A 23,927-nucleotide genomic window follows, 5' to 3' on the forward strand; every position below is an offset into this window, starting at 1 on the left:
TAATTATATAATCAGAGACCTTTTTTAGATTGTTTTTTTTACTCCAATTATAATAGTCGAAATATGAAAGAATACTATTATATAATGAATAATGAAGCCCAAATAACTACGTATCAATACAATAACAAACAGTAATTTTTTTAACTCAGAATAGTGATTGTATGTTTTTTTCATACCTTTTTGTAATAAGTTGCCTAGCCTTCTTAATACTTTTAGCAACAGTAGAGATCCGAAAAAGATATTTTAGAGCAGAAGCCATTGCTGCATTAGATAATTTTGCATCCAATACTTTATTTATTGCTCCTACTCCAGAAAGTATTTCAGATAAAAGAGAACAAGTAAGTTCTTCTTCAAAATCCAATCCTGATGAATACAACAACTATGCATACATCAACGATGTAAAAACGTATGCTTTTGAATCAAGAGATCAGCTGTTGGAAATCATTGATAAGGAGAAAAAGATGTTAGTAGCAATCAATGCTCATAAAATCTTAAATGCCACAGATCAAACAAGAGATATTATCAATAATAATATTGGTTATGCCGATGGTGTTGGTGCTGTTATGGCACTCAAACAAAAAGGATTAAATAGTATCAAAATACCAGGTTGTGAAATCTGGCTAGATTTGATTGCTAAATATGAAACAAGTAAGACATTTTATTTTGTTGGCGGAAAAGATGAAGTCATCAATAAAGTTATTGAACAACTTAAAGAAGATTACCCTCAAATCAATATCGTAGGTTATCGAAACGGCTACCTTAAAGAAGGTGATGAAGAACGTTTATTAGCTGATATCGAAGAGAAAAAACCAGATGTAGTTTTTGTAGCTCAAGGTTCACCTCGACAAGAGTTATTAATGATGAAAATGCAAGAGGTCCACAAAGCCATTTATCAAGGTTTAGGTGGTAGTTTCGATGTATATACTGGTACTGTTGAACGCGCCCCAGAAATTTGGGTGAATATGAAAATGGAATGGTTATACAGATGGATCAAAGAACCTCAATTAAGAACTAGAAGGAATTTGGAACTTTTTAAGTTCTTTGGATACCTAGCTTTATTCATTTTCTAAACCCAAAATAATTGTTGTAATACTAATAATATACTAATAGCCATTTTTTAAAAAAGTACAACAATTAAATGAATAAAGGTCTCGATAAATTGCCGTAAAACAATAAAGAAATTCAATACAAATAGCCCATTTTTAATAGAATAAATTATGCTTCGTATTAGCTTAGCATTACTTTCTTCTTTGGTTGTTGCCATCCTTGCCGTCCCTGAAGTAAGAAAAGTAGTCATAAAAAATAATGTATTTGATGTTCCAGGTGGGCGAAAAATACATACAGATCTTATCCCATCTATGGGTGGTATAGGTATCTTCCTTGGATTTTTAATATCATCCTACCTTTGGACTTCAGGAGAACAAGTATTCGATTTAAAATACTTATTCGTAGGCATGTTCATGATCTTCTTTATGGGATTACGTGATGACATGATGCCATTAAATCCAAAGAATAAGCTATTCGTTCAAATTGTCGCAGCTACCTTAGTGGTTGTGATGGGCAATGCACAATTAACTTCATTGTACACTCTATTTCCAGGAATAGAATTTCCACAAGCCATCAGCTATGCATTAACCATTTTTGTTATTGTCGCATTAACTAATTCGTTCAATCTAATAGATGGAATTAACGGATTAGCAGGCGGAGTTGCTGCTTTTATTACAATGACTCTAGGTATTTGGTTTTATCTTATCGGTAACCTTGCTATTGCCACTTTGATGATTTCAATGTTTGGTGCTTGTATCGGATTCTTGTATTATAACTGGGGAAAGGCAAGCATATTCATGGGTGATACTGGCTCTCTATTTTTAGGGTTCTTTATTGCCACATCATTGGTCATGTTCATCAATACAGATTATGCCTTAGCAGCTTCCCATCCTTTTAAAATAGATAACCCTATTAGTGTGGCCATTTTATTATTTGGTTACCCTTTTATTGATACCTTGAGAATATTTACCATTCGTATTATGAGTGGAAGATCGCCATTCTCTCCAGATAAAAAACATATTCACCATGTGTTTGTAAGAACAGGTTTTACTCATTCAAAAACTAGTGCAATTGTAGTAACGGCTACTGCTATTGCATTATTCCTAACACTTGGTCTTGGTACTGTGTTGAATGATGGAATTATCTTGGGAATTATGATCGTTTCTTTTTATTTTATACCTATAGCTTTAAAAATTAGAGTAAAAAGATTTAAAATGAAAAGAGCTTTTAAAGTGATTGAAATGGCCACCGTTTCTAATCGCTTCAATGGAAAGTTTACTGTTGAAAAAATAAGAGCCAACAGTTAATAAAGACCCAAATTAAAAAATGATAGCATGCTTACTATCATTTCATAAGAAAATATATACCCACGATTCTATACAAAAGAATCATACTTCATAATCTATTTGTCATGATCAAAACTGTAAACAGAGAAGATGTAGGAAAGATCCAGATGGTAGACCTACAGACTCAATACCAAAACATAAAAGAACAAGTTGATAACAACATCCAAGAAGTAATTAATACTGGTGCATTTATCAATGGTCCTTTTGTCAAAAGGTTTGCTAGTGAACTAGCAATATATAACAATGTTCATCATGTAGTACCTTGTGCCAATGGGACTGATGCTTTACAATTAGCAATGATGGCACTAGGATTAAAACCTGGTGATGAAGTTTTGGTACCTGTACATACGTATGTAGCCACTGCAGAAGTGATTGCATTATTACAGTTAGAACCTGTTTTTGTAGATGTTGATCCAGAATTGTTTACCATTGATGTTACTCAACTAGAAGATAAGGTAACTCCAAAAACAAAAGCAATTGTTCCTGTACACTTATATGGACAATGTGCAGATATGGAAAGTATCATGAAATTCGCAAAGAAACATGACATCTACGTTATTGAAGATACTGCACAAGCTATAGGTGCAGATTATACATTCTCTGACGGAACTGAAGTAAAAGCGGGAACCATAGGACATATTGGCTGTACCTCATTCTTCCCTTCAAAGAACTTAGGTTGCTTTGGAGATGGTGGAGCAATGCTGATTAATGATGATGAATTAGCCAAGAAAGCTCAGATGATTGCAAGTCATGGTCAATCGGTTAAATACCATCATGATGTAGTGGGTTGCAATTCAAGACTGGACACTATCCAAGCTGGAGTATTGTTAGCAAAACTGCCACATTTGGATACTTATAACGCCAATAGAGCCTATGTAGCAAAAATTTACAATAGAGCTTTTGCAGAAGTTCCACAAATTAAAACTCCAAAAAGAGCAGATTATTCTACCCATGTATTCCATCAGTATACTTTAATAGTAGACGGTGTAGATAGAGATGCCTTGAAAGACAAACTTCAAGAAAAAGGTGTTCCTTCTATGATTTATTATCCTGTTCCTCTACACTTTCAAAAGGCATATGTAAAGGAGGAATTTGGTGAAGGAAGTTTTCCTGTTACTGAAAGTTTATCCAAATCTGTGTTGTCTTTACCTATTCATACAGAAATGAAAGAAGAGCAACAACAGTACATTATTCAAAGCGTTTTATCATCAATTGAGGAATTATCATGAGTGAAACAAAATATTTTGCACACGAAACAGCTGTAATAGATGATGGCTGTGAAATTGCGGAAGGTACAAGTATCTGGCATTTTAGCCACATTATGCCGAATTGTAAAATAGGAGAAAAATGTAACATTGGTCAAAACGTTGTGATCTCTCCTGAAGTAGTTTTAGGGAATAATGTTAAAGTTCAGAATAACGTTTCTATATACACAGGTGTTACTTGTGATGATGATGTTTTCCTTGGTCCATCTATGGTGTTTACAAATGTCATTAACCCAAGAAGTGCTGTGAACAGAAGGGGGCAATATGCGAAAACTCATGTGGGAAAAGGTGCTTCTATTGGTGCTAATTCTACAATTGTATGTGGACATGATATTGGAGAATATGCCTTTATTGGTGCCGGTGCAGTTGTAACTAAAAATGTCCCCGCCTATGCTTTATTAGTAGGAAACCCTGCCAAACAAATAGGTTGGATGTCTGAGTATGGGCATCGTTTAGAATTTGATAAAAACGGAATTGGAATCTGTCCCGAATCAGGAGATAAATATCAATTCGATGATAATAAAGTAAAAAAAATTAACGATTCAGAGTAAGAGAAATCTTACGCTTAAAGATAAAAACTATCGCATTATTTATTTAGGGCAAAATGTGTAGGGGCTAGAGTAATTCTAGTCCCTTTTTTATTTTACTAAAGACCGTAGAATACAGATACCTCACCCCAACCAAATAAATTTTTATTCTTAAAATTATCATTCTCTACTACTCTATAATACCTAAACATCCATCGTTTTAAATTGAAATTAATACCATATACCCAATTAAGAATTAAGGGATCGATTTGATCAGCTTTTAAAACATATGGACTTGGTTCAAACTGAATTAAGCTTCCTTGTGCTGTTCCATCGTAAAACAATGCGCCTACTTGAAACTCAGTAAAAAAATAGATTTGTTTCACTTGGTTCAAGCTATATAACATATCAGAAAATGTATCGCCAATCGACCTTTTCTCATTCATTAAGATTCTTGCTTTACTTCTGTTTTTCGAATTATTAATCACTGGAGGTCTTTTCTGACGTACACCATATTTACTGTAATAAGTATCATTGTATTTACCTATCTTGAACTGTAAACCTGATAGAACATAATTATATATCGTTCCAATATGAGCTTTACCAAATACATTTGTTTCATAGAGTTTACCAACAAACGGTAACATCTTATGAACCGTAATATCCATATCTAAAACTAAACCATTGCCAATTTGATTATCCCAACCATTAAAGTCTTTGTTTTCTAGAAATAAGCTATGCATGAAATTCTGAGTCTGCCCTGCAAAAGCCGCAGGACCTTGTATCCCAAAATATAAATTAGTTTCGATTCTTAGTGTTCTCCAATAATCAGATGTCACTTTCTTATACGTTGCATATAATAAGCCCGCATAAGGCCTATCCGTTGAATCTACTTCAGACAATTCTGCATTTTCAGGAGTATGCATATCTTGCCCAACCGTTAAACTGAATTCCTTTTGTGTTGAATGTTTTAGGCCAAATAGTATTTTATCCATCACCTTATTATTAAAATGATGACTAGCCCATGTAATATGAATACCATTGGTAAAATTACGATCGGATTGTAGCCAATACTGATAAAAATCGTTTTGTGATGAGATATTTATCGACTCACTTTGCTCTTTAGACAATGAATCCGTTTGAGCTTTAATACAATGAACACTTAAGGATAGTAGAAAAAGAAGAGAGAATAGTTTCATTACTAAATGATTGAAGAAGTATCAATTATTGACTTTTGAATATACTGATAATAGTTATAATTAATAAAAAAAGCGTTGTCCCTTTTCGAAACAACGCTTTCTTAATATTCATAAAGTAAGTGATTAGATCACTCCTAATTCTTTACCTACTTCTGTAAATGCTTTAACGGCCCTCTCTAGATGTTCTCTAGTGTGAGCTGCAGACAATTGAACTCTAATTCTAGCTTGCTCTTTTGGAACAACTGGGAAGAAGAATCCGATCACATAGATTCCTTTTTCTAATAATTTTTCAGCGAACCTTTGTGATAACTCTGCATTATATAACATCACAGCACAAATTGCAGATTCTGTAGGTTTGATATCGAAACCTGCTGCTAACATTTGCTCCTTGAAATAAGCAGTATTTTCATGAAGTTGAGTAGAAAGCTCGTTGGTACTGTCCATCATATCAAACATTTCAATACCCGCTGCAGCAATTGAAGGAGGAATTGAATTAGAGAATAAATATGGACGAGAACGTTGACGAAGCATTTCAATTACTTCTTTTTTACCTGTAGTGAAACCTCCGATTGCTCCACCGAAAGCTTTACCTAAAGTACCTGTGATGATATCTACTTTTCCACGGATGTCGAAATGTTCTGTAACACCTCTACCCGACTTACCTACAACACCAGCTGAATGGCATTCATCTACCATCACCAATGCATCATATTTGTCTGCTAACTCCACAATTTTATCCATTGGAGCAACATGACCATCCATTGAAAAGACACCATCTGTTACAATAATTCTGAAACGTTGATCCTGAGCAGCAATCAATTGCTTTTCTAAATCCTCCATATCAGCAGTAGCGTAACGGAAACGTTTTGCTTTACATAAACGCACACCATCAATAATAGACGCATGGTTTAATGTATCCGAAATAATCGCATCCTCTGCTGTTAATAATGGTTCAAAAACACCACCGTTAGCATCAAAACAAGCTGCATATAAAATTGTATCTTCAGCACCGAAGAAATCTGCAATTTTTTGTTCTAGTTTCTTATGAAGATCTGTCGCTCCACAGATAAATCGTACTGAAGACATGCCAAAACCATGAGAATCCATTGCATCTTTTGCTGCTTGAATTAAACGTGGATGGTTGGAAAGACCTAAATAATTATTTGCACAAAAGTTTAATACAGATTGTCCAGAGTCAAGAGTAATTTCTGCGTCTTGTGGACTTACAATAATTCTTTCGCTTTTATAAAGGCCATCTGCCTCAATTTGTTTTAAGTCTTCTTTTAGACTTTCATATATTTTTTTGCTCACAATAATGTCTATTTAAAAGTTGCCGTAAGTAGTTGCAGTACCATTTATCACTACTCACAAATTATTTAAGAATTAGTCCCAATTAAGGATTACTTTTCCACAATTTCCAGATTCCATAATATCGAAACCTTTTTGGAAATCATCAATTCCAAAACGGTGAGTAATAATTGGAGCGATATCTAAACCTGAAAGTAACATCTGTTCCATTTGGTACCAAGTCTCATACATTTCTCTACCATAGATACCTTTTAAGGTTAGGCCTCTAAAGATAATCTTATTCCAATCCACTTGAGCAGAATTAGGCAAAATACCCAATAATGAAACTTTACCTGAATTGTACATATGGCTGATCATTTGGTTGAAAGCAATTGGAGAACCAGAGCACTCCAATCCAATATCAAATCCTGTCATTTTTAATTCAGCCATGACATCCTCTAGTTTTTCATATTTAGGGTTAACTACTCTTGTAGCACCCATTTGTTTCGCTAATTCGGCTCTATACTCGTTCATTTCTGTAGCAACGATATTTCTAGCTCCAGCAAATTTAGCTACTTGAATCGCCATACTACCAATTAATCCAGAACCTGTAATTAAAACATCTTCTGCTATTAGAGGAAATGACAAAGCAGTATGTGTTGCATTTCCAAGAGGGTCCATAATTGAGACTACCTCATCTGGAATTGCAGCATTAATCTTCATTACATTAGAAGCAGGTACCTTTACGTATTCCGCAAAAGAACCATTAGTATTCACACCAATACCTATTGTTTTTTCACAGATATGCTGGCGTCCTCTTCTACAGTTACGGCATCTACCACAAGCAATATGGCCTTCACCTGTAACTCTATCACCTTCTTTAAAGTCTTTCACCTCGCTACCAAAAGCAGCAACGTGACCAACATATTCGTGTCCAATAGTTTGGCCTATACGAATGGTATTTTGTGCCCACTCGTCCCATAAGTAAATGTGTAAATCGGTACCACAAATAGATGATTTAGATACTTTGATCAAAACATCATTTGGACCTACCTCTGGAATGGCAACGTCCTCCATCCACAAGCCTTTTTCGGCTTTAGATTTAACTAATGCTTTCATGGTTATGTGTAGTATGTGTTATCGTAATTGTATGAATGTTATCCTTTTAAATCGGTTGCAAAATAACCAATTCCAATTGCTTACAAACATAATTGACTTATTTCAAATATCCACCTAAACGAATATTAATAATTTAGAATTATATATTGAATTCTTCATATTTCAAAACACCAATCAGTAGATTAAATCATCAATCACATAATTAGCAATATTTTATTTCGAGTTTAAGTTTTCTTTTAAAACCAAAAAGTACAATATTAAGTATTTAATAAAATGCTTGATTTTTTATCCATGTAACCATCTGTTACCCTACATCTACTTGCTTTTTTGCTACATCTTGACCATCTTGATAAAACCAAATAACTTTTTTCATTAATATACTTATTTATTCCCCGATGGAAAAGATTCAACAGAATACGAAAACAGAATTACTAACTACTGATTTTTGGTCCGTTTATAGACTTGATTCATGGTATTTTATTCAATGGAAAGATGCAGGAAGTGAAATGAATGATGAAGAATTCATGGATCATATTTCTTCCTTTGCAAAGCTTGTTGAAACCGATGGTGTCAACAATCGAATTAGTGGTTTTGTGGTAGATACTAGAGCATACCATTATGTTATGAACTTAGATGTTCAGAAGTGGCATGATGATGTAATTGTTCCAAAATATATTGCCAGTGGAATTACTAAGATTGCATTCTGTCTTAGTGGCGACCTTATTCGAGACTTATCCATTGAACAAACTTTTGATGAAGACAAGGCGCAATCTGGTGAAATTCAAATTCAGTATTTCCAAGAATTAAGAAAAGCTACTGCATGGGTAGAAGGTTGGAAGTAATTTCCTTCGACATTCAAACAACTACTAAATAAAAAATGAAATCAAGCTTCTCTTTGTATGATACCATCATTACAAAAAAGAGAAGCTTGATTATTTATTCACTAATTGATCTTATAAATAGACCTCATTTTTACCAAAAACAGGTTGGCGTTTGAACCACTTTCCTCTTGTGAAATCTGGGAAGTGTTGCACTGCTCCGCCCTCTTCGATTGACCTCTCTGACAAAGGAGTAATAGCTGACCAAGCAGCCGCATCGTATGCATCCATAGGAGGTGCTACATTATGCTTTATCGACATCACAAACTCATGCATAATAAAGTAATCCATTCCTCCATGGCCTGCTCCTGTTGCTATTTCACCATATTTAGCCCATAATGGATGATCATATTTATCTAACCATTCTTTAGCATCATCCCATTTATGATCTTCGGTCTTACCGGCAATATGCATTAAATTACCACCTGGTGCTGTATAACCATCTTCATGTTGCCAAAGTCCGTTAGTACCTTGGAAACGGAAACCTAATGAGTAAGGTCTTGGTAAATTGGTATCGTGAGTGACAATGATAGTTTCACCGTTTGCAGTGGAGATTGTTGATGTGACAATATCACCTAATTTCCAATCTAGGTTAGCATTGGGATGATCTTTACCGCCATGCTTAATTACATAATCATTTAAACCTCTTGCCTTAGTAGCAAAAGATGAAATTGTGTTGAATTTATTTCCGCGGTTGATGTCCATATACATAGCTACTGGACCAATACCGTGTGTTGGATATAAATCTCCATTTTTATGTAATGAGTGATGTGTTCTCCATCTTGCTTCAGAAGCTCCTTTCTCTCCAAATTCAACTCCACCCCCATAAATATCAACACCATTATTGAACTTTACATGTCTTAAATCGTGTTGGTAGCCACATCTAGCATGAATTGATTCACCAAATAATCCCTCACGAACCATTTGCAATACTGCCATTACATCTCTACGGTAACATACATTTTCCAGAATCATTAAATGTGATCCTGTTTCTTCATGTACATTAACTAAATCCCAACATTCCTGTAAAGTCATTGCTGCAGAAACTTCTACTCCAGTAAATTTACCAGCCTTCATAGAATCTACAGACATCGGTGTATGCCATACCCAAGGCGTCGAAATGATTACGCCTTGAACATCCTTAAGTTCTAATAAGTTTCTATAATCGTATTCGTTCTTACCGAAAACTTGTGGTTTTTTCTTTCCGTGTTTCTCACAGTATTTTAAAGCATTGTCTATTGCTTTATTATCAATATCGCAGATAGCAACTACTTCAGTATCATCTCTCAGTAATGCATTGTTTAAATGCCAAATACCTCTTGCACCTACACCTATGAAAGCAATTTTTACTTTCTCTCCATTTTTATTTTTTCCAAATGCCATTGATGGGGCTATCATTGTACCTAACCCTGCTACTGCTGCTGTTTTTATAAAATCTCTGCGATTGCTCATGTCTATGTTAATTTATTGTTTATCTAAGAGTCTGTAGTAATTGATAATCCAAATATATAATTTTTATTATTTATTGTTTATTAATAAAGAATATGAATTTCTTAATATTTTTAAACCTATGAAACTTTATACTTTTAGTTACTGAATATCTGACATTTGAATCCTCAAAAAATGAATATTAATTCTCTTTCTTTTCAGTTTACGAAACAATTTCATCGAAAAAAGATAATGCATCTTCGCTATTTAAAGGGTTAATGCTTTTTAGAATCCCTTTTAGAATTGCTTTTCCTTCTTCTCGAATGTCTTTGTTTATTTGTGATGCTTCATCCCCTTCTGGAGTTGGTAAGATTCCTTCACCACAAGCTTCTATAACACCAATTCCCTCGTATTTATACTTTAATAACTTTGAAGGTGTATTGAATGCTGCGTTTCTTAATACTAAATAAGCCTCATATTGCCCCTCATGGATTCTCAAGACCGTATTACAAGTATTTTCAGTAGTTTCTTTTCGCCATAATTCAAGTACTCTTGATAGAGAAACTTCTAACTGAAATCTTGATTTTGTACAAATCTTAATTACCGTCATTGGGTATTTGCAAAGAGTGTAGCTAACATCTCCTAGTTGTTTCTCAATAATAGGCTTTGTATCAAAAATTGGTAACCTCAGTGATTTAAACACCTGATAATGTAAATGTGATAATATTGAAGCTCCAGCACCTTCCCTATCACTATTTGAACACACCGTATAATTGGGCATTCTATCAAGAAATGTCAATTGCTTTTGGAAACTATTCAGACTCACTTCCATTGGTCTATGTGCTTCTGAAATCAATACAAAGTGATGATGATATAGAGGAAAAGGAGTTAACTGCAAGAAAAAAGGTTCTCCTTCTAACTCAATAGGCAAATGTTTTAAATTTTCCTTTCCTTCACTACCTACATTCTCAATACAGATAGGACAAAGAGCTCCCTTGGGCAATGGTGGTTTCGATTTACCTGCCATGCTTTTACTGTATTTCGAGCGAACATGATTGAGTTGGATACGATAATCAATTTCATCCTCTACATCAAAAAAATGTATTCTATCATTTCCTTCTAATGCTTCTACAGTAATGTATTGACTTTCAAAAGCTTCTTCATAAAGCTGGTTTAGCTTTATATCAAGTTCTTGATCGACCTGATTGATTTTGGTTTTGACCGTTTCCATTTTATTTCAGCCCAATTAATTTTTAGAGAATAGTTGGCAATAATCAACTTACTGCCAACTATTTAATATTATTGATTGATTAGTGTTGCATTTTCTACGACTGCTTTCATATCTTCAAACTGTCGCTCCATACTTTCCACAAGTTTGAACTGAGCCCTTGCTCGTTGAAGATTATGATGTTCGTGATGTGTTTTAAAATAATTATCACCGTCTAGGTAATCGGTAATAAACCTTAAGCCAATAATGAACGTCATAATACGAGCAGATAGTGGCAAATATTCTATTTCGATTGGAGTTAGTATATCAGCTGTTTTAGACAAGAAACCTTCAGTGTATGCTTTAAATAATAGGATATCCATCTCAACGTTATTCAGATCTTTATCATCTTCTGCCCCAGTATTGGTAGATGTTCTAATAGCATCTCCAAAATCATAATGAACAAAGCCTGGCATTACTGTATCTAAGTCAATAACACATAGTGCTTCATCATTTTCATCTAACAATACATTATTAATCTTTGTATCATTATGGGTGACCCTTATCGGTAACTTTCCTTCTTTTCCGAGACGTACTAAAGTCTGCATTAATTCTGCTCTATCTTCCACAAAATCAATCTCCTTTTGAGATAATCTTACTCTACCCGAAACATCGGCTTTGACAGTCTCTCTAAAAGTAGCAAGCCTTGTCTCCATATTATGGAAATCTGGAATAATTTCATATAATTTACTCCCATCAAAATCAGACAATAAAGCTTGGAATTCTCCAATTCCAACTCCCGCTTGAAAAGCTTGTGCAGTAGTTTCTACTTGGTCATAAGATTTAGCTGGAGTGATGGTCTCCATTGCTCTCCAATAGTTTCCTTCTTCATCTTGATAGTATAACAAACCTGATGATGCAGGAAAGAAAGTCAACGTGTTTTTTTGTGGATCTTTATGAGGTAGTTCTTGAAATTTATTTCTTAAGTGTTGCGTAACTCCATCTATATTCCTCATCAACTCAGGAACATTTGGAAAGATTTGATGATTAACTCTTTGAAGTATGTAAGTTGTTTTTTCATCTTCTAAAGTCACTAGGTAGGTATCGTTAATGTGCCCAGAACCGTAAGATATAGCACTTTTTACCTTTACATCAGATCTAAACTGATGAAAGATTCTTGATAGATTATTCATATAACGAGTGTTTAAGAGGTAATAATCCTTTGTCTTTGTGATTAATTTGTATTGAAAATGGTTCAAAAAAGGTGGGTTTTAAGTTTCACCTTCTTAGTAGTTGACATGTGTTATTACTAAATATTTTTCTATGACACTAAATAACTAATTTTTATTATTTATTCATATTAAACAATTGTTAACCAATTCCAATATTGTCAACATCAAATGTTTGATTTGATTAAAATGAAGAGAAATATTATAAATGTGTAAGCAATCTGTAGTAAAATGAATAAATATTATTTGTTAGTTATGTAATGAAAAATAAAAAAGGGTTACAAATTTTGCAACCCTCTAAGTATAACCCTTCTCTCACACTATAATTATTTATCTTAAATGCGAATCACACATTTTCATCGATGGATGTACCTCTACATTCCCTGTAGCATTTACAATCACTTTATTTCTATCTAATAAGAATTGTAAAGCTTCATCTTTAGGGAATGGTACTCCAGAACAAGATGTAAATTGAATATCAGCTCCCATCTTTTCAGCAATGGCATCAACTAAAGTTTCTGGAGTAAAAACTCCGTCATTGTCTTGTACTAGAAAAATGACTTCGTGAATGTGCGTTGTATTCATTTTCAATATTTTTTATTAACTAACCTACTTATACAAATGTAATAAAAGACTAGTTTATCTTTTATTTGATTAACAATTATTTGATCATATCATGGAAAGAGTAAAAGCATCATTAGATGAATTAAATTTTAATAAATAAAAAAAGAGAAACCATTGCTGGTTTCTCTTCTTATTCTGTATTAATTAGTTCTTTATTCTTTTAATAATTTCATTTTTGTTACTTCCTTTCCATTCTGAATCGAAATATAATACACCCCTTCTGGCAGAGTTTCCATACTTTCTAGACGGTATACCATATGCTTATCAGATGAATAGAATTGGTCTGTAAAAACCAACTGACCTGTATTATTATATACATAAATAGCAATTGCATTATTATTATTGATATTATTTAATGCAATAAATGAAAAATCTCTAGTAGGGTTAGGGTATACGTTTGAAGTGAAGTCCAGCTGTTCATTAAAAACTATAGAAATAGGTCCAAAGACCTCAGAAGTTCCGTCAAAATCATATTGAACCAACCTATAATATACATTGGAAGAATATTCTGTATAATCTTTATAATGATACTCTGTTAACTCCGTACTATTTCCTTGGGCTTCCACCATACCTAATGTTTCCCAATTCCTTTGGTCGCTAGAAACTTGGAGTTCGAAAAAATCAGCATTGATTTCTGATGCCGTAGCCCATGTTACATCAACATAGTCTATTTCTAGTTTTGCATCAAAAGAAATCAATTCAACTGGCAAATCTTCTTGAGATTTTTTAATCTGAGCTAATTTATATTCTAGACTTTCTGTAAAATCATTAACATAATCATGAATTCCTAAAAGGTCATCTCCCTCTACAAAGATTCCGCTTCTTCCTTCATTATCAGCTCCGATTCTTATATTTAAATCAATATTATCTGATGTGCCTAATGCATCACCCATTACATAAAATGATCCTGAAGTAAAGATATTTATAGTTGACGTACCGTCTGTTGTATTATTGACAAAGTCATCAGTAACAATCAGGTAAGAACCTTTTTTACGTCCACCTTGTCCCACTTCAACAGTACTTCCAGTACCTTCAATAATCAATGAGCCAAAAATAGCAAGGTAAGCCTCTCTTTCTACAACTAAAGTTGCTCCAGACAAAAGTTTAACATCAGCATAAATATCAACATATTCCTTGTAACTATCTGTTTTCTGAATGGTTAACGTTACGCCTTCTCCAATAACCAATGTATACCCATCAGGTGCAAAATACTCTATTGGTTCAGGGTCGCCATGTAAGGTGGTATTTTTAGTCACTAAGACTGTTTTATCAGAATCGTTGATTACTGCTTCTTCAAATTGAGCATAAGTGGAATTGACAAAAAATAGTAAAGCAGCTAAAATCAATGAGTAGCACTTTTTCATATTGATAGGTAAAAAAATAGGTTAAAAAAATCTTCACTATCAATAACGTAATCCACTCATTATCATCATTTTTAAATAAATTTATTAACGAATAAATACATTCATTATATAAAACAAAAGCGATCAAAACTCAATTCAATCGCTTTAATTTATATGTATTATCTATTTCTAATTGTAAAAAACACTAATGATGTTCTCCCAATAACGCTAAATAAGAGGCTATATAAAGTGGGAAGTAAAGACACGGCAAACCCACCAGCAAGCAAATCAAGTGGAACACTTCCGACAGCTTCAATCGCTTGCATTACAGAGAAGAGTCCTAGAAACTGAATTAGAATTCCTAAAATGATGACTAATACAGATAGTTCTCGAATAATTTTTTGAGTACGCTCCAACGATAACCACTTGTTATCTACCTTGAGGGTCCTCATAATGATAAAAAAAAGCATGACACCCCCGACTATAGAGATGATATTCATCTCAAAATAGCCGCCCATTTCATATAGTTCGATCATAGTTCTAAAATATAAGTTAGTAATTGCTTAATAGTTCAAACATAAAACGATACAGCTTTCCATTTTTAGTCTGTCGATAGTATATTAATTTCCGAAGGCAAATAACTCCATTCGATCGCTTTTCTTTCTTTTTCTAATTCATGAAAAATTTCATCGATAAAAGAATGATATCTATCTTCAAGTAACAGAATTTCATCGACTCAAGAAACTTCACTTCTCTATATTTATCATATTTGAATATGAAAATTAATAAACCTTGGCAGAAAATTATTTTTGAATCCCTCTTTTGGGGAGTGATGTTTAGTATTACCATATTGTTTTTGGGACATTTCCACCATGACTATTTTAATACATTTATATTCTGCCTTATTTGGTTCCCATTTAATATAGGTATCACATTATATATTAATAAGGTACTTATCAAGAATTTTCTTCATGCCAAACGATATGTAAAGTTTTTCACTTATCTCATCTATTCTTTTATAGTCAGTAGCTGGATTCAAATTTTACTTATCTACCTGTTTTTCATTGTAATAGTAGATTTAGAATTTAAATCAATTAATCCAATGATCAATGATTTATCGATGCTCTGGTTTGTTCAGATGTTTATTTCAGTGCTCTATACAGCGATTTATCAACTTAAAGAGGAACAACTAAAAAAAGAAAAAATTCATTTACTTGAAAAGGAAAAGTTACAGATTAGCGTTCAGCTTAAGGAACTGGAATTAAACACTTTAAAAGACCAAATACATCCTCACTTTCTATTTAATACACTGAATAATATATATGGACTTGCACTGGAAAAATCAGATGAACTACCTCAAATATTATTACAGTTAAGTGGTTTATTAGATTATCTTGTGTATCAGTCTAAAGAAGAAGATGTAGATGTCAAAAAGGAACTTAAGGTGATCCAACAGTATCTAGAATTAGAGAAATTGCGTTTTGATGACAAACTAAATATTGAAACTGAATTTCATGTAAATACGGCAACAATAAAGATTACTCCTTTTCTTCTATTTCCGATGGTTGAAAATGCTTTTAAACATGGCATTCGTTCCAATCAAGATCACTCCTTTTTATCAATAAAAAGTGACTATCATGCCTCTAATTTTTCATTTGAAGTAAAAAATAGTAAGCCACAGAAAATTGTGCCCCCTTTAAAAGGAGGTACAGGTTTAATCAATTTAAAAAAGAGGTTAGAACTTTGCTACCCCAATAAACATGAGCTTATTATTAATGATGAAAAGCTACAGTATTCCATCACATTAAAACTTGAATTATCACATGAATAACCATAAAGTATTAATCATAGATGATGAGCCTATTTCTAGAAGAATTACTAAAAACTTCTTATCACAAATCGAAGGTTACGAAGTAATTGGTGAGGCGTCTAGTGCAAACGAGGGCTTTCCCCTTTTACTTAAACATGATATAGATCTGATCTTTCTTGATATAGAAATGCCTGAAATCAATGGTCTGGATTTTCTTCGCTCAATCGCTAATCCACCAAAAGTGATTATCATTTCTGCTTATAGAGAATATGCCATTGAAGGATATGATCTCAATGTTGTGGATTACCTTTTAAAACCTGTAGCATTAGAAAGGTTTCAACTGGCTATTCAAAAATTTGAAGATGCAGCACCAAACCGTAAACAACTAAAGAAGTATTTAGATGAATTTCTTTTTGTAAGATCAGACAGAAAGCACTATAAAATCGATTTTGATCAAGTTGTATTTATTGAAAGCAAAGGTGATTACCTCTATATACATCAACAAGATGAAAATATTAAAACAAAAGAAACGATAAGTAGAATAGAACAAAAATTACCAGAACAGTTTATTCGTATACATCGCTCATATATTGTCAATATGAACCATGTCAAAGCATTGAATAAAGAATTTGTTGAAATTGGTGATGAAATGTTACCTGTGAGTAAAAGTTTTAGAGAAAGTATCAGTAAGATATTCGAATAAAAAAGACCAATCCTGTATTCATAGGATTGGTCTTCATATATATACTACGAGTGGTTACTCTGATTATTTTCTTAAATGATCTAGCAAAGCTGCTTCATCAATTTTTGCTAAAAGTTGCTTTTCAGTTTCATGCTCATCTGTTTCCACCTTTGAAATAACCAATTGATGAAGGCTTTTATGGTGATCTTCTAAATATTTAATAAATACATCTCCTTCATTGGCTTTACCTGTACCATGCGATGCTACAACTAAGCCTTTAAATCCTTGAAGATCATTAATGATGTCTTTAAAAAAAGCTGTATCCTCGTTATTATTTTTGCCATTTTTTACTTTTTTGTTGTGCAAATGCCAATGGATATGCTCAGGATCATATGGCTGCTCTGAAGCAATTTCACCTTCTGTTTTTCCTCCTAATTTATAAATATCAGCACCGTGATGATCAATTTTTAATAAAGCAATCGAATTTTCCATAATATTGTTAAGTCAGTGATTTTAAATAATTAATTAGTATTTCTATTACATCCACTCTTCGCAGAAACGTAGAAATTTAGTTTTCAATTCATTATAGATTGAATGGAACTTTGCCATCTCTGAATACATACCTGCCTGATCATCAAATGAAGTTTTTGAAGCTTTCACTTCATTCGCTTCAACTGCAGCAACTAATTCGTCTTCTTGTAACTTAATTTTATGATTTAAAGTATCGATTAGTTCATTTTGAACTTTAAACTGATTCATAAACTGCGACAACTGTTCACGAATTCCAGTTTTTGTATTTTTCTCAGTTAGTTCTTCTACTCTATCTGTATATAATTTGATTTGCTCTTTATAAAAGGCTAATTCTTTTACCCAAGAATTATGCTCAAAGTGTAATGTTGAAAGGTCTAACGATTTCATTGTTCTTAATTTTTTAAATTATTTTAAGATGATTTCGATAGTATATACTGACATAATCCATTCAATGTTACAGATTTAGCTTCAAGATGTTGAGATTAGTTAATTTGTTATAGAAAGTGATAAGAATGTGATAGGGATGGAAATAACAGTAAAGGATAAGTTGTATTATTTATGGATAAATAAATAAACCTTGCCGCCTGAATTCTCTTCAAACAACAAGGTTTATTCATTATATAGGAAGGAGTCTTATTCCCAAACTGTATGTAAAATACAAGCAGGTTTTTCTTCTTTCATTATACAAGTAATGATATTAAAACCATTTTCAACTTGATTTATTTCTGAAAGTATTTTCACTTCTTCATCCAGACGGACTTCAGCTAGATAATTAGTTTCCACCTGACTGAGTGATTTCTTTTTTACTTCTGCTGGAAGACTATCAATCATCCATTCTAAGTACTTAATGTTATTGACATGGTTTACGGGATCCAAGTCAGAGAATACTGCCTTACGCTGAGAGGAATGATCTACTCGTTCTAAACCTCTTAACTTATCAGGTTTTCCAGTTGTTGTAAGATCTTCTCTAACATGGACAACATCCATAAAATCATCTATATAAGTAGGTTTTCTTTTTTTTAAATCAATCCCAAACCAATTCGAAGAACCTTCTATTAAAACTTCTTCTTTTTGGTTTTTCATGATAAAATTACGTTGTGAAGAAAACTTCTGAACATCAAAAACCCAAGTTTCAATCAATAGATTATCTGACCATTTAGGCCATTGATTGATCTTATATTTTATGGAACCTAACACCCATGCTTTTCCAAGAGCCATCATTTCTCTCATTCCAAACTTTTCTGCATTTGAATGATTACCTGCAGCTTCTTGAAAAAACTCTGCAATTGCAGTAGGTTTTAAAATATAATTTGGCCCAATTTGAAATGACTTTACTACTTGTTCCTCTTGCCAAACTCCTGTATAATCACTAATCTTCATTATCTATGATCTCTACAGTGAAAGTAGCTGAGAATGTCTCTTCCTTATGTAATACCTGATTAGCATATTTTTCTTTAAAGTCATGGTTCTCATCTCTAAGATCTGCTACACCATACCAAGGTTCAATACATACAAAATCAGCTCTCTTTTGATACGGCGTCCAAATACCTAACAATGGCCAGTCTTTAAAACCAATTCTTAATCTTCTATCTTCATAATGCTTGGCATAAATATCTAAATATTCAGATTTGAAATGGTCAAAGATTAATGCATCATCTTTAAAAGTTTCGAACGTTAATGGAAGAATATGTTCACCTTTTAATGCATCATGTTCAATGGCTCCACTTCTTAAACCGTTATCTAATAATAATCTCTCGAAAGGTTCTTTATCCGAAAACTCAATTACATAATCCTCAAAACTAGTATTCGGGATAAAATTGGTATTGAAACCAGGATGGGCACCTACAGAAAAATAGATATCTTCCATATCCATATTATCCACTTGATAGGTAATGGATAGTTTACTTCCTTTTATCTCATATATTGTTCTAAATACAAACTTGTAAGGATATTTTTCCATTGTAGAATGGTCAAACTTAAGTTCAAAAATACACCTTAATTCGTCTTGAGTAATCAGCTTATGCTCCATATCACGAGCAAAACCATGTTGAGGTAATTTATATTTTACATCATCGACCTCATAGAATCCATCTTCAACCTGACCAACAATTGGAAAAAGAACTGGTGCATGTCTACCCCAAACTTCCTTATCTCCCTGCCATAAATATTCTTGCTGATGTTGTTTATGATATACAGAGTGCAATTCTGCTCCATTTTTTGAAATTTGAACCGATAAATTTGCGTTCTCTAAGGTTACTAATTTACTCATAAATTCTGCTTACATGTGGAGGTTTAATTATGAAGTGAAAATAGAAAATTTAAGCAAGAAGTAAAAAGTAAGGAAAGAAAATGTAACCAATAAATTATAGCTATATAATTACATATTCTTTTTGTCAAATAAATACTTGCATTTAATCTAAAAGTAAAAAGACCAAACTTAGAATAAGTCTAAGCTTGGTCTCATTAAGTTATTTATTAGAGAGGATTAAATACCTCAAAGATATTTCTCTGTTTATAAAAGAACGGTGCCTAACCAACGTCTCATTTCGTGTTCAGGTCTTCCTACTCTTTCAGCATAATCTTTAAGTTGATCCTCATTGATTTTTCCTAAACCAAAGTAACGAGATTCTTTGTTACCAAAGTACCAACCTGAAACAGCAGCAGCTGGAGTCATTGCATAACTTTCTGTTAATTCTACTCCAATTGAATTTGTTACATCCAACATCTCAAATAACTTGTCTTTTTCTGTATGATCAGGACAAGCTGGATAACCAGGTGCAGGACGAATACCTTCGTATTTTTCATCGATTAAATCTTCATTATTAAAGATCTCATCTTTTGCATAACCCCAAATTTCCTTACGCACTTTTTCATGCATTAATTCCGTAAAGGCTTCTGCTAAACGATCGGCTAAGGCTTTTACCATGATACTGTTATAATCATCCAAATCCGCTTCATATTTAGCAACTAATTTGTCCAACCCAATACCTGCAGTTACTGCAAAAGCACCGATGTAATCGTTTCGACCAGATTCTACTGGAGCAACAAAATCACTTAAACAGAAGTTAGGCTTGCTTGCCGCTTTTTTATTCTGCTGACGTAAGTGACATAATGTACCTACTTGATTTGTACGATCTTCTCTGTAGAATAACGAATGATGATGTTCTGCATCTGGTAACTCTACATCTTCTTCTTTAAAATCATACAAAGCGATATCATCGTCATTGATACTATTTGCAGGGAAGAATCCAATAACAGCATTGGCCTGAAGTAATTTATTATCAATGATATTTTTCAACATCGCCTTTGCATCATCATATAGATCTGATGCCTGCTTACCCACAATCTCATCTTTTAAGATCGCAGGGAAACGGCCTGCCAATTCCCATGTCTGGAAGAATGGCGTCCAATCCATATACTTTGCAATTTCTTCTAAATCATAATTCTCAAATACTTTTTTACCTAAGAATGATGGTTTAGTGATTGGTGTTGTTGCCCAATCGATATCCACTTTATTATTACGAGCATCTTCAATAGAAATTAGCTTTTTCGCCCCTTGACGTTTAGCGTGAGTTTCTCTTAAAACTGCATATTCTTCTTTAAATTCTTGGATTACTTCTTCTCTATACTCTTTATTTTCAGATGTATAAGCAGAAGCAATTGGCACTGATTTCGAAGCATCTAAAACGTGAACTACAGAACCTGAATATTGTGGATCAATTTTAACGGCAGTATGGACTCTTGAAGTCGTAGCACCACCAATCAATACAGGGATATTTAATTCCTGACGTTCTAGTTCTTCAGCAACGTATACCATCTCATCTAAAGATGGCGTAATCAAACCACTTAGTCCGATAACATCCACTTTTTCTTCAACGGCAGTTCTAATAATCTTATCCAAAGGCACCATTACACCTAAGTCAATGATTTCGAAATTATTACATGCTAAAACAACACTTACAATATTTTTTCCTATATCATGTACATCACCTTTTACAGTTGCCATTAGAATTTTACCTGCTGATGAGGATGCAGACAACTCTGGATTATTTGCTTTTTCTTCCTCGATATATGGAATAAGAATCGCTACTGCCTTCTTCATTACACGAGCAGATTTCACTACTTGTGGAAGGAACATTTTACCTTCACCAAATAGGTCACCTACTACATTCATACCATCCATCAAAGGACCTTCAATCACTTCAATTGGACGATCAAATTTTTGGCGAGCTTCCTCTACATCTTCTTCTACAAATTCTACTAAACCTTTTACAAGGGCATGAGAAAGTCTTTCCTCAACTGTTTTCTCTCTCCAAGAAAGATCAACCTCTTTTTTCTTACCCTTTGATTTTACAGTTTCTGCGAAATCAACTAAACGTTCAGTAGCATCTTCTCTTCTATTTAAAAGAACATCTTCAACATGTTCTAATAAGTCTTTTGGAATCTCTTCATATACCTCAAGCATACCTGGGTTTACAATACCCATATCCATACCTGCTTTACCTGCATGATATAAAAAGACTGAGTGCATGGCTTCCCTAACAGCATTATTACCTCTGAAAGAGAAAGAGATATTAGATACACCACCACTTACTAATGCATGTGGTAAATTTTCTTTGATCCACTGTGTACCTTTAAAGAAATCTACAGCATAATTATTATGCTCTTCGATACCTGTGGCAACCGCTAAAATGTTAGGGTCAAAGATGATATCTTGTGGAGGGAATCCTACTTTGTTTACTAGGATATCATAAGAACGAGAACAGATTTCTTTTCTTCTTTCGAAGTTATCTGCTTGTCCTTCTTCATCAAAAGCCATGACAACAGCAGCTGCACCATACTTTTTAATGAGTGTTGATTTTTGAATAAAGTCTTCCTCTCCTTCTTTAAGTGAAATCGAGTTAACAATACCTTTACCTTGCAAAGTCTTTAAGCCTGCTTCAATAATCTCCCATTTAGATGAGTCGACCATGATTGGAAGCTTAGCGATATCCGGTTCAGAAGCAATAAGGTTTAAGAAACGTGTCATACACTCCTTAGAATCTAACATTCCTTCGTCCATATTGACGTCGATCACTTGAGCACCACCTTCCACTTGGTGTCTTACTACTTCAATCGCTTCCTCAAACTCTCCGTTTTCAATTAATCGACGGAATTTTGCTGAACCGGTTACGTTGGCTCTTTCACCTACATTGACGAAGATACTATCTGGCTTGATCGTTACAGGTTCTAAACCACTAAGTCTTTGATAAGGTTCTTTTGTAGTAACCTCTCTTACTTTTGCTTGACTAAATGTTTTAGCGATACCAGCAATATGATCTGGAGTAGTACCACAACATCCACCTACGATATTAACTAATCCATCAAAAGATTTTAAGATATCACTCATTTCTTCTGATGTCTGATCATATTCGCCAAATTCGTTGGGTAGGCCAGCGTTAGGATATGCAGAAACATTTACGTCTGCTACCCTAGATAACTCTTGAATATATGGACGAAGTAAATCTGCACCTAATGCACAGTTTAAACCTACACTAAATAAATCGGCATGTCTAATAGAGTTCCAGAATGCCTCTACTACCTGTCCTGAAAGTGTTCTACCAGAAGCATCAGTAATAGTACCAGATACCATCAATGGCAGACGTTTTCCTTTATATTGGTTAGGAAATTCCTCTTCTCTACCTTTTGGGGCAGCGGGAGTAACATTTCCATTTTCTACATCAGTAAAATATTTGTCTGCAGCAAACAGTGCAGCTTTACAGTTTAAGGTATCAAAAACGGTTTCGATAAGAATCGTATCTACACCACCTTCTGCTAAGCCTTGAACTTGTAAATAATAAGCCTCCACAAGATCATCAAATGTAACGGCTCTATAACCAGGATCATTTACATCTGGCGAAATTGAAGCAGTACGGTTGGTAGGACCAATGGCTCCAGCTACAAAACGAGGTTTGTGAGGTTCCTTCTCAGTAAATTCTAATGCAGCTTCTTTTGCCAACTTCGCAGACGCATAGTTTAACTCGTAAACTTCGCTTTCCATTTCATAGTCGGCCATTGCGATTGTAGTACCACTAAATGTATTAGTTTCTACGATATCACAACCTGCTTCAAAATACTGTTTATGAATATCTCTGATAATATTCGGCTGAGTAATAGATAACATATCATTATTACCTTTAACGTCACATGGGTGATCTTTGTAACGCTCGCCTCTGTAATCATCCTCACCTAATTTGTGTCTTTGGATCATAGTACCCATGGCACCGTCCAAAATCAACACTCGTTCTTTTGCTAACTCCTGGAGTTTTTCTGACATCTTAATATTTTGAAAGTTACGTTTCACATACTCAACTATTTTATAAAATAGGAGAGTTAAAACGTGCTTAAAGTTTCTCTGAGACCCTC

The 23,927-nt window shown here is 33.6% G+C and carries 21 protein-coding genes; 7 read left to right on the plus strand and 14 right to left on the minus strand.

What is annotated here, in order from left to right; genetic code table 11:
• The first annotated feature begins 161 nt into the window (after positions 1-161).
• From QL232_RS00090 to QL232_RS00105, 4 genes are all read left to right on the plus strand, one after another.
• The gene (locus tag QL232_RS00090) at positions 162-1,070 is read left to right on the plus strand and encodes a WecB/TagA/CpsF family glycosyltransferase (RefSeq protein ID WP_281612516.1); all 909 of its coding nucleotides are present in this window, start codon (positions 162-164) and stop codon (positions 1,068-1,070) included.
• Between the two features lie 147 nt (positions 1,071-1,217).
• The gene (locus QL232_RS00095; RefSeq protein WP_281612517.1) at positions 1,218-2,354 is read left to right on the plus strand and encodes an MraY family glycosyltransferase; all 1,137 of its coding nucleotides are present in this window, start codon (positions 1,218-1,220) and stop codon (positions 2,352-2,354) included.
• A 104-nt stretch (positions 2,355-2,458) separates the two neighbouring features.
• Complete coding sequence (locus tag QL232_RS00100) at positions 2,459-3,622, plus strand: DegT/DnrJ/EryC1/StrS family aminotransferase (protein WP_281612518.1); 1,164 nt, start codon at positions 2,459-2,461, stop codon at positions 3,620-3,622.
• On the plus strand, positions 3,619-4,209 hold the full coding sequence (locus tag QL232_RS00105; RefSeq protein WP_168884633.1) for an acyltransferase: 591 nt from the start codon (positions 3,619-3,621) through the stop codon (positions 4,207-4,209). Before QL232_RS00100 ends, QL232_RS00105 begins: the two co-directional genes overlap by 4 nt.
• 95 nt (positions 4,210-4,304) lie before the next feature.
• Here QL232_RS00105 and QL232_RS00110 read toward each other — a convergent pair whose 3' ends face one another.
• From QL232_RS00110 to tdh, 3 genes are all read right to left on the minus strand, one after another.
• On the minus strand, positions 4,305-5,384 hold the full coding sequence (locus QL232_RS00110) for a lipid A deacylase LpxR family protein (protein ID WP_281612519.1): 1,080 nt from the start codon (positions 5,382-5,384) through the stop codon (positions 4,305-4,307).
• 123 nt (positions 5,385-5,507) lie between these two features.
• Positions 5,508-6,683 (minus strand): glycine C-acetyltransferase, encoded by a 1,176-nt coding sequence (gene kbl / locus QL232_RS00115; protein WP_281613269.1) that lies wholly within the window; start codon positions 6,681-6,683, stop codon positions 5,508-5,510.
• An 84-nt stretch (positions 6,684-6,767) separates the two neighbouring features.
• Entirely contained in the window at positions 6,768-7,790 is a 1,023-nt protein-coding gene (gene tdh, locus QL232_RS00120) for an L-threonine 3-dehydrogenase (protein ID WP_281612520.1), read from the minus strand.
• Between the two features lie 395 nt (positions 7,791-8,185).
• Between tdh and QL232_RS00125 the strand changes: the two genes are divergently transcribed.
• Entirely contained in the window at positions 8,186-8,632 is a 447-nt protein-coding gene (locus QL232_RS00125; protein WP_281612521.1) for a hypothetical protein, read from the plus strand.
• A 111-nt stretch (positions 8,633-8,743) separates the two neighbouring features.
• Here QL232_RS00125 and QL232_RS00130 read toward each other — a convergent pair whose 3' ends face one another.
• From QL232_RS00130 to QL232_RS00155, 6 genes are all read right to left on the minus strand, one after another.
• Positions 8,744-10,120: a Gfo/Idh/MocA family oxidoreductase gene (locus tag QL232_RS00130; RefSeq protein ID WP_168884628.1), complete on the minus strand. Its 1,377-nt coding sequence runs from the start codon at positions 10,118-10,120 to the stop codon at positions 8,744-8,746.
• A 199-nt stretch (positions 10,121-10,319) separates the two neighbouring features.
• Positions 10,320-11,327 carry a DUF4922 domain-containing protein gene (locus QL232_RS00135; protein ID WP_281612522.1) on the minus strand — a complete coding sequence of 336 codons (1,008 nt, stop codon included), beginning with the start codon at positions 11,325-11,327 and terminating at the stop codon, positions 10,320-10,322.
• Between the two features lie 68 nt (positions 11,328-11,395).
• Positions 11,396-12,496 carry an aminoglycoside phosphotransferase family protein gene (locus QL232_RS00140; protein ID WP_281612523.1) on the minus strand — a complete coding sequence of 367 codons (1,101 nt, stop codon included), beginning with the start codon at positions 12,494-12,496 and terminating at the stop codon, positions 11,396-11,398.
• 366 nt (positions 12,497-12,862) lie between these two features.
• Positions 12,863-13,117, minus strand: coding sequence for a DUF2492 family protein (locus QL232_RS00145; protein WP_281612524.1), 255 nt, complete (start codon positions 13,115-13,117; stop codon positions 12,863-12,865).
• Between the two features lie 191 nt (positions 13,118-13,308).
• Positions 13,309-14,520, minus strand: a complete 1,212-nt coding sequence (locus QL232_RS00150; protein ID WP_281612525.1) for a T9SS type A sorting domain-containing protein — start codon at positions 14,518-14,520, stop codon at positions 13,309-13,311.
• A 158-nt stretch (positions 14,521-14,678) separates the two neighbouring features.
• Entirely contained in the window at positions 14,679-14,951 is a 273-nt protein-coding gene (locus tag QL232_RS00155; RefSeq protein ID WP_168884623.1) for a hypothetical protein, read from the minus strand.
• 323 nt (positions 14,952-15,274) lie between these two features.
• Between QL232_RS00155 and QL232_RS00160 the strand changes: the two genes are divergently transcribed.
• Together QL232_RS00160 and QL232_RS00165 are read left to right on the plus strand one after the other, a co-directional pair.
• A complete protein-coding gene (locus tag QL232_RS00160) occupies positions 15,275-16,330 on the plus strand; it encodes a histidine kinase (RefSeq protein WP_168884622.1) in 1,056 nt (351 codons plus the stop codon).
• Positions 16,323-17,012: a LytTR family DNA-binding domain-containing protein gene (locus tag QL232_RS00165; protein WP_281612526.1), complete on the plus strand. Its 690-nt coding sequence runs from the start codon at positions 16,323-16,325 to the stop codon at positions 17,010-17,012. Before QL232_RS00160 ends, QL232_RS00165 begins: the two co-directional genes overlap by 8 nt.
• Positions 17,013-17,075: 63 nt before the next feature.
• On the opposite strand, the gene QL232_RS00170 is transcribed toward QL232_RS00165, so the two are convergent.
• The 5 genes from QL232_RS00170 to metH all read right to left on the minus strand — a co-directional run bounded on the left by QL232_RS00170 (position 17,076) and on the right by metH (position 23,838).
• Positions 17,076-17,483 (minus strand): hypothetical protein, encoded by a 408-nt coding sequence (locus QL232_RS00170; RefSeq protein ID WP_281612527.1) that lies wholly within the window; start codon positions 17,481-17,483, stop codon positions 17,076-17,078.
• Positions 17,484-17,528: 45 nt separating this feature from the next.
• Positions 17,529-17,909 (minus strand): hypothetical protein, encoded by a 381-nt coding sequence (locus QL232_RS00175; RefSeq protein ID WP_281612528.1) that lies wholly within the window; start codon positions 17,907-17,909, stop codon positions 17,529-17,531.
• Positions 17,910-18,155: 246 nt separating this feature from the next.
• On the minus strand, positions 18,156-18,902 hold the full coding sequence (locus tag QL232_RS00180; RefSeq protein WP_281612529.1) for an acyl-ACP thioesterase domain-containing protein: 747 nt from the start codon (positions 18,900-18,902) through the stop codon (positions 18,156-18,158).
• Positions 18,892-19,791: an aldose 1-epimerase family protein gene (locus tag QL232_RS00185; protein WP_281612530.1), complete on the minus strand. Its 900-nt coding sequence runs from the start codon at positions 19,789-19,791 to the stop codon at positions 18,892-18,894. The genes QL232_RS00180 and QL232_RS00185 overlap by 11 nt, the downstream gene beginning before the upstream one ends.
• Positions 19,792-20,034: 243 nt before the next feature.
• The gene (gene metH / locus QL232_RS00190; protein WP_281612531.1) at positions 20,035-23,838 is read right to left on the minus strand and encodes a methionine synthase; all 3,804 of its coding nucleotides are present in this window, start codon (positions 23,836-23,838) and stop codon (positions 20,035-20,037) included.
• Positions 23,839-23,927 lie beyond the last annotated feature (89 nt).

Source organism: Flammeovirga sp. SubArs3, assembly GCF_947387565.1.
Taxonomy (GTDB): Bacteria; Bacteroidota; Bacteroidia; order Cytophagales; family Flammeovirgaceae; genus Flammeovirga; species Flammeovirga agarivorans.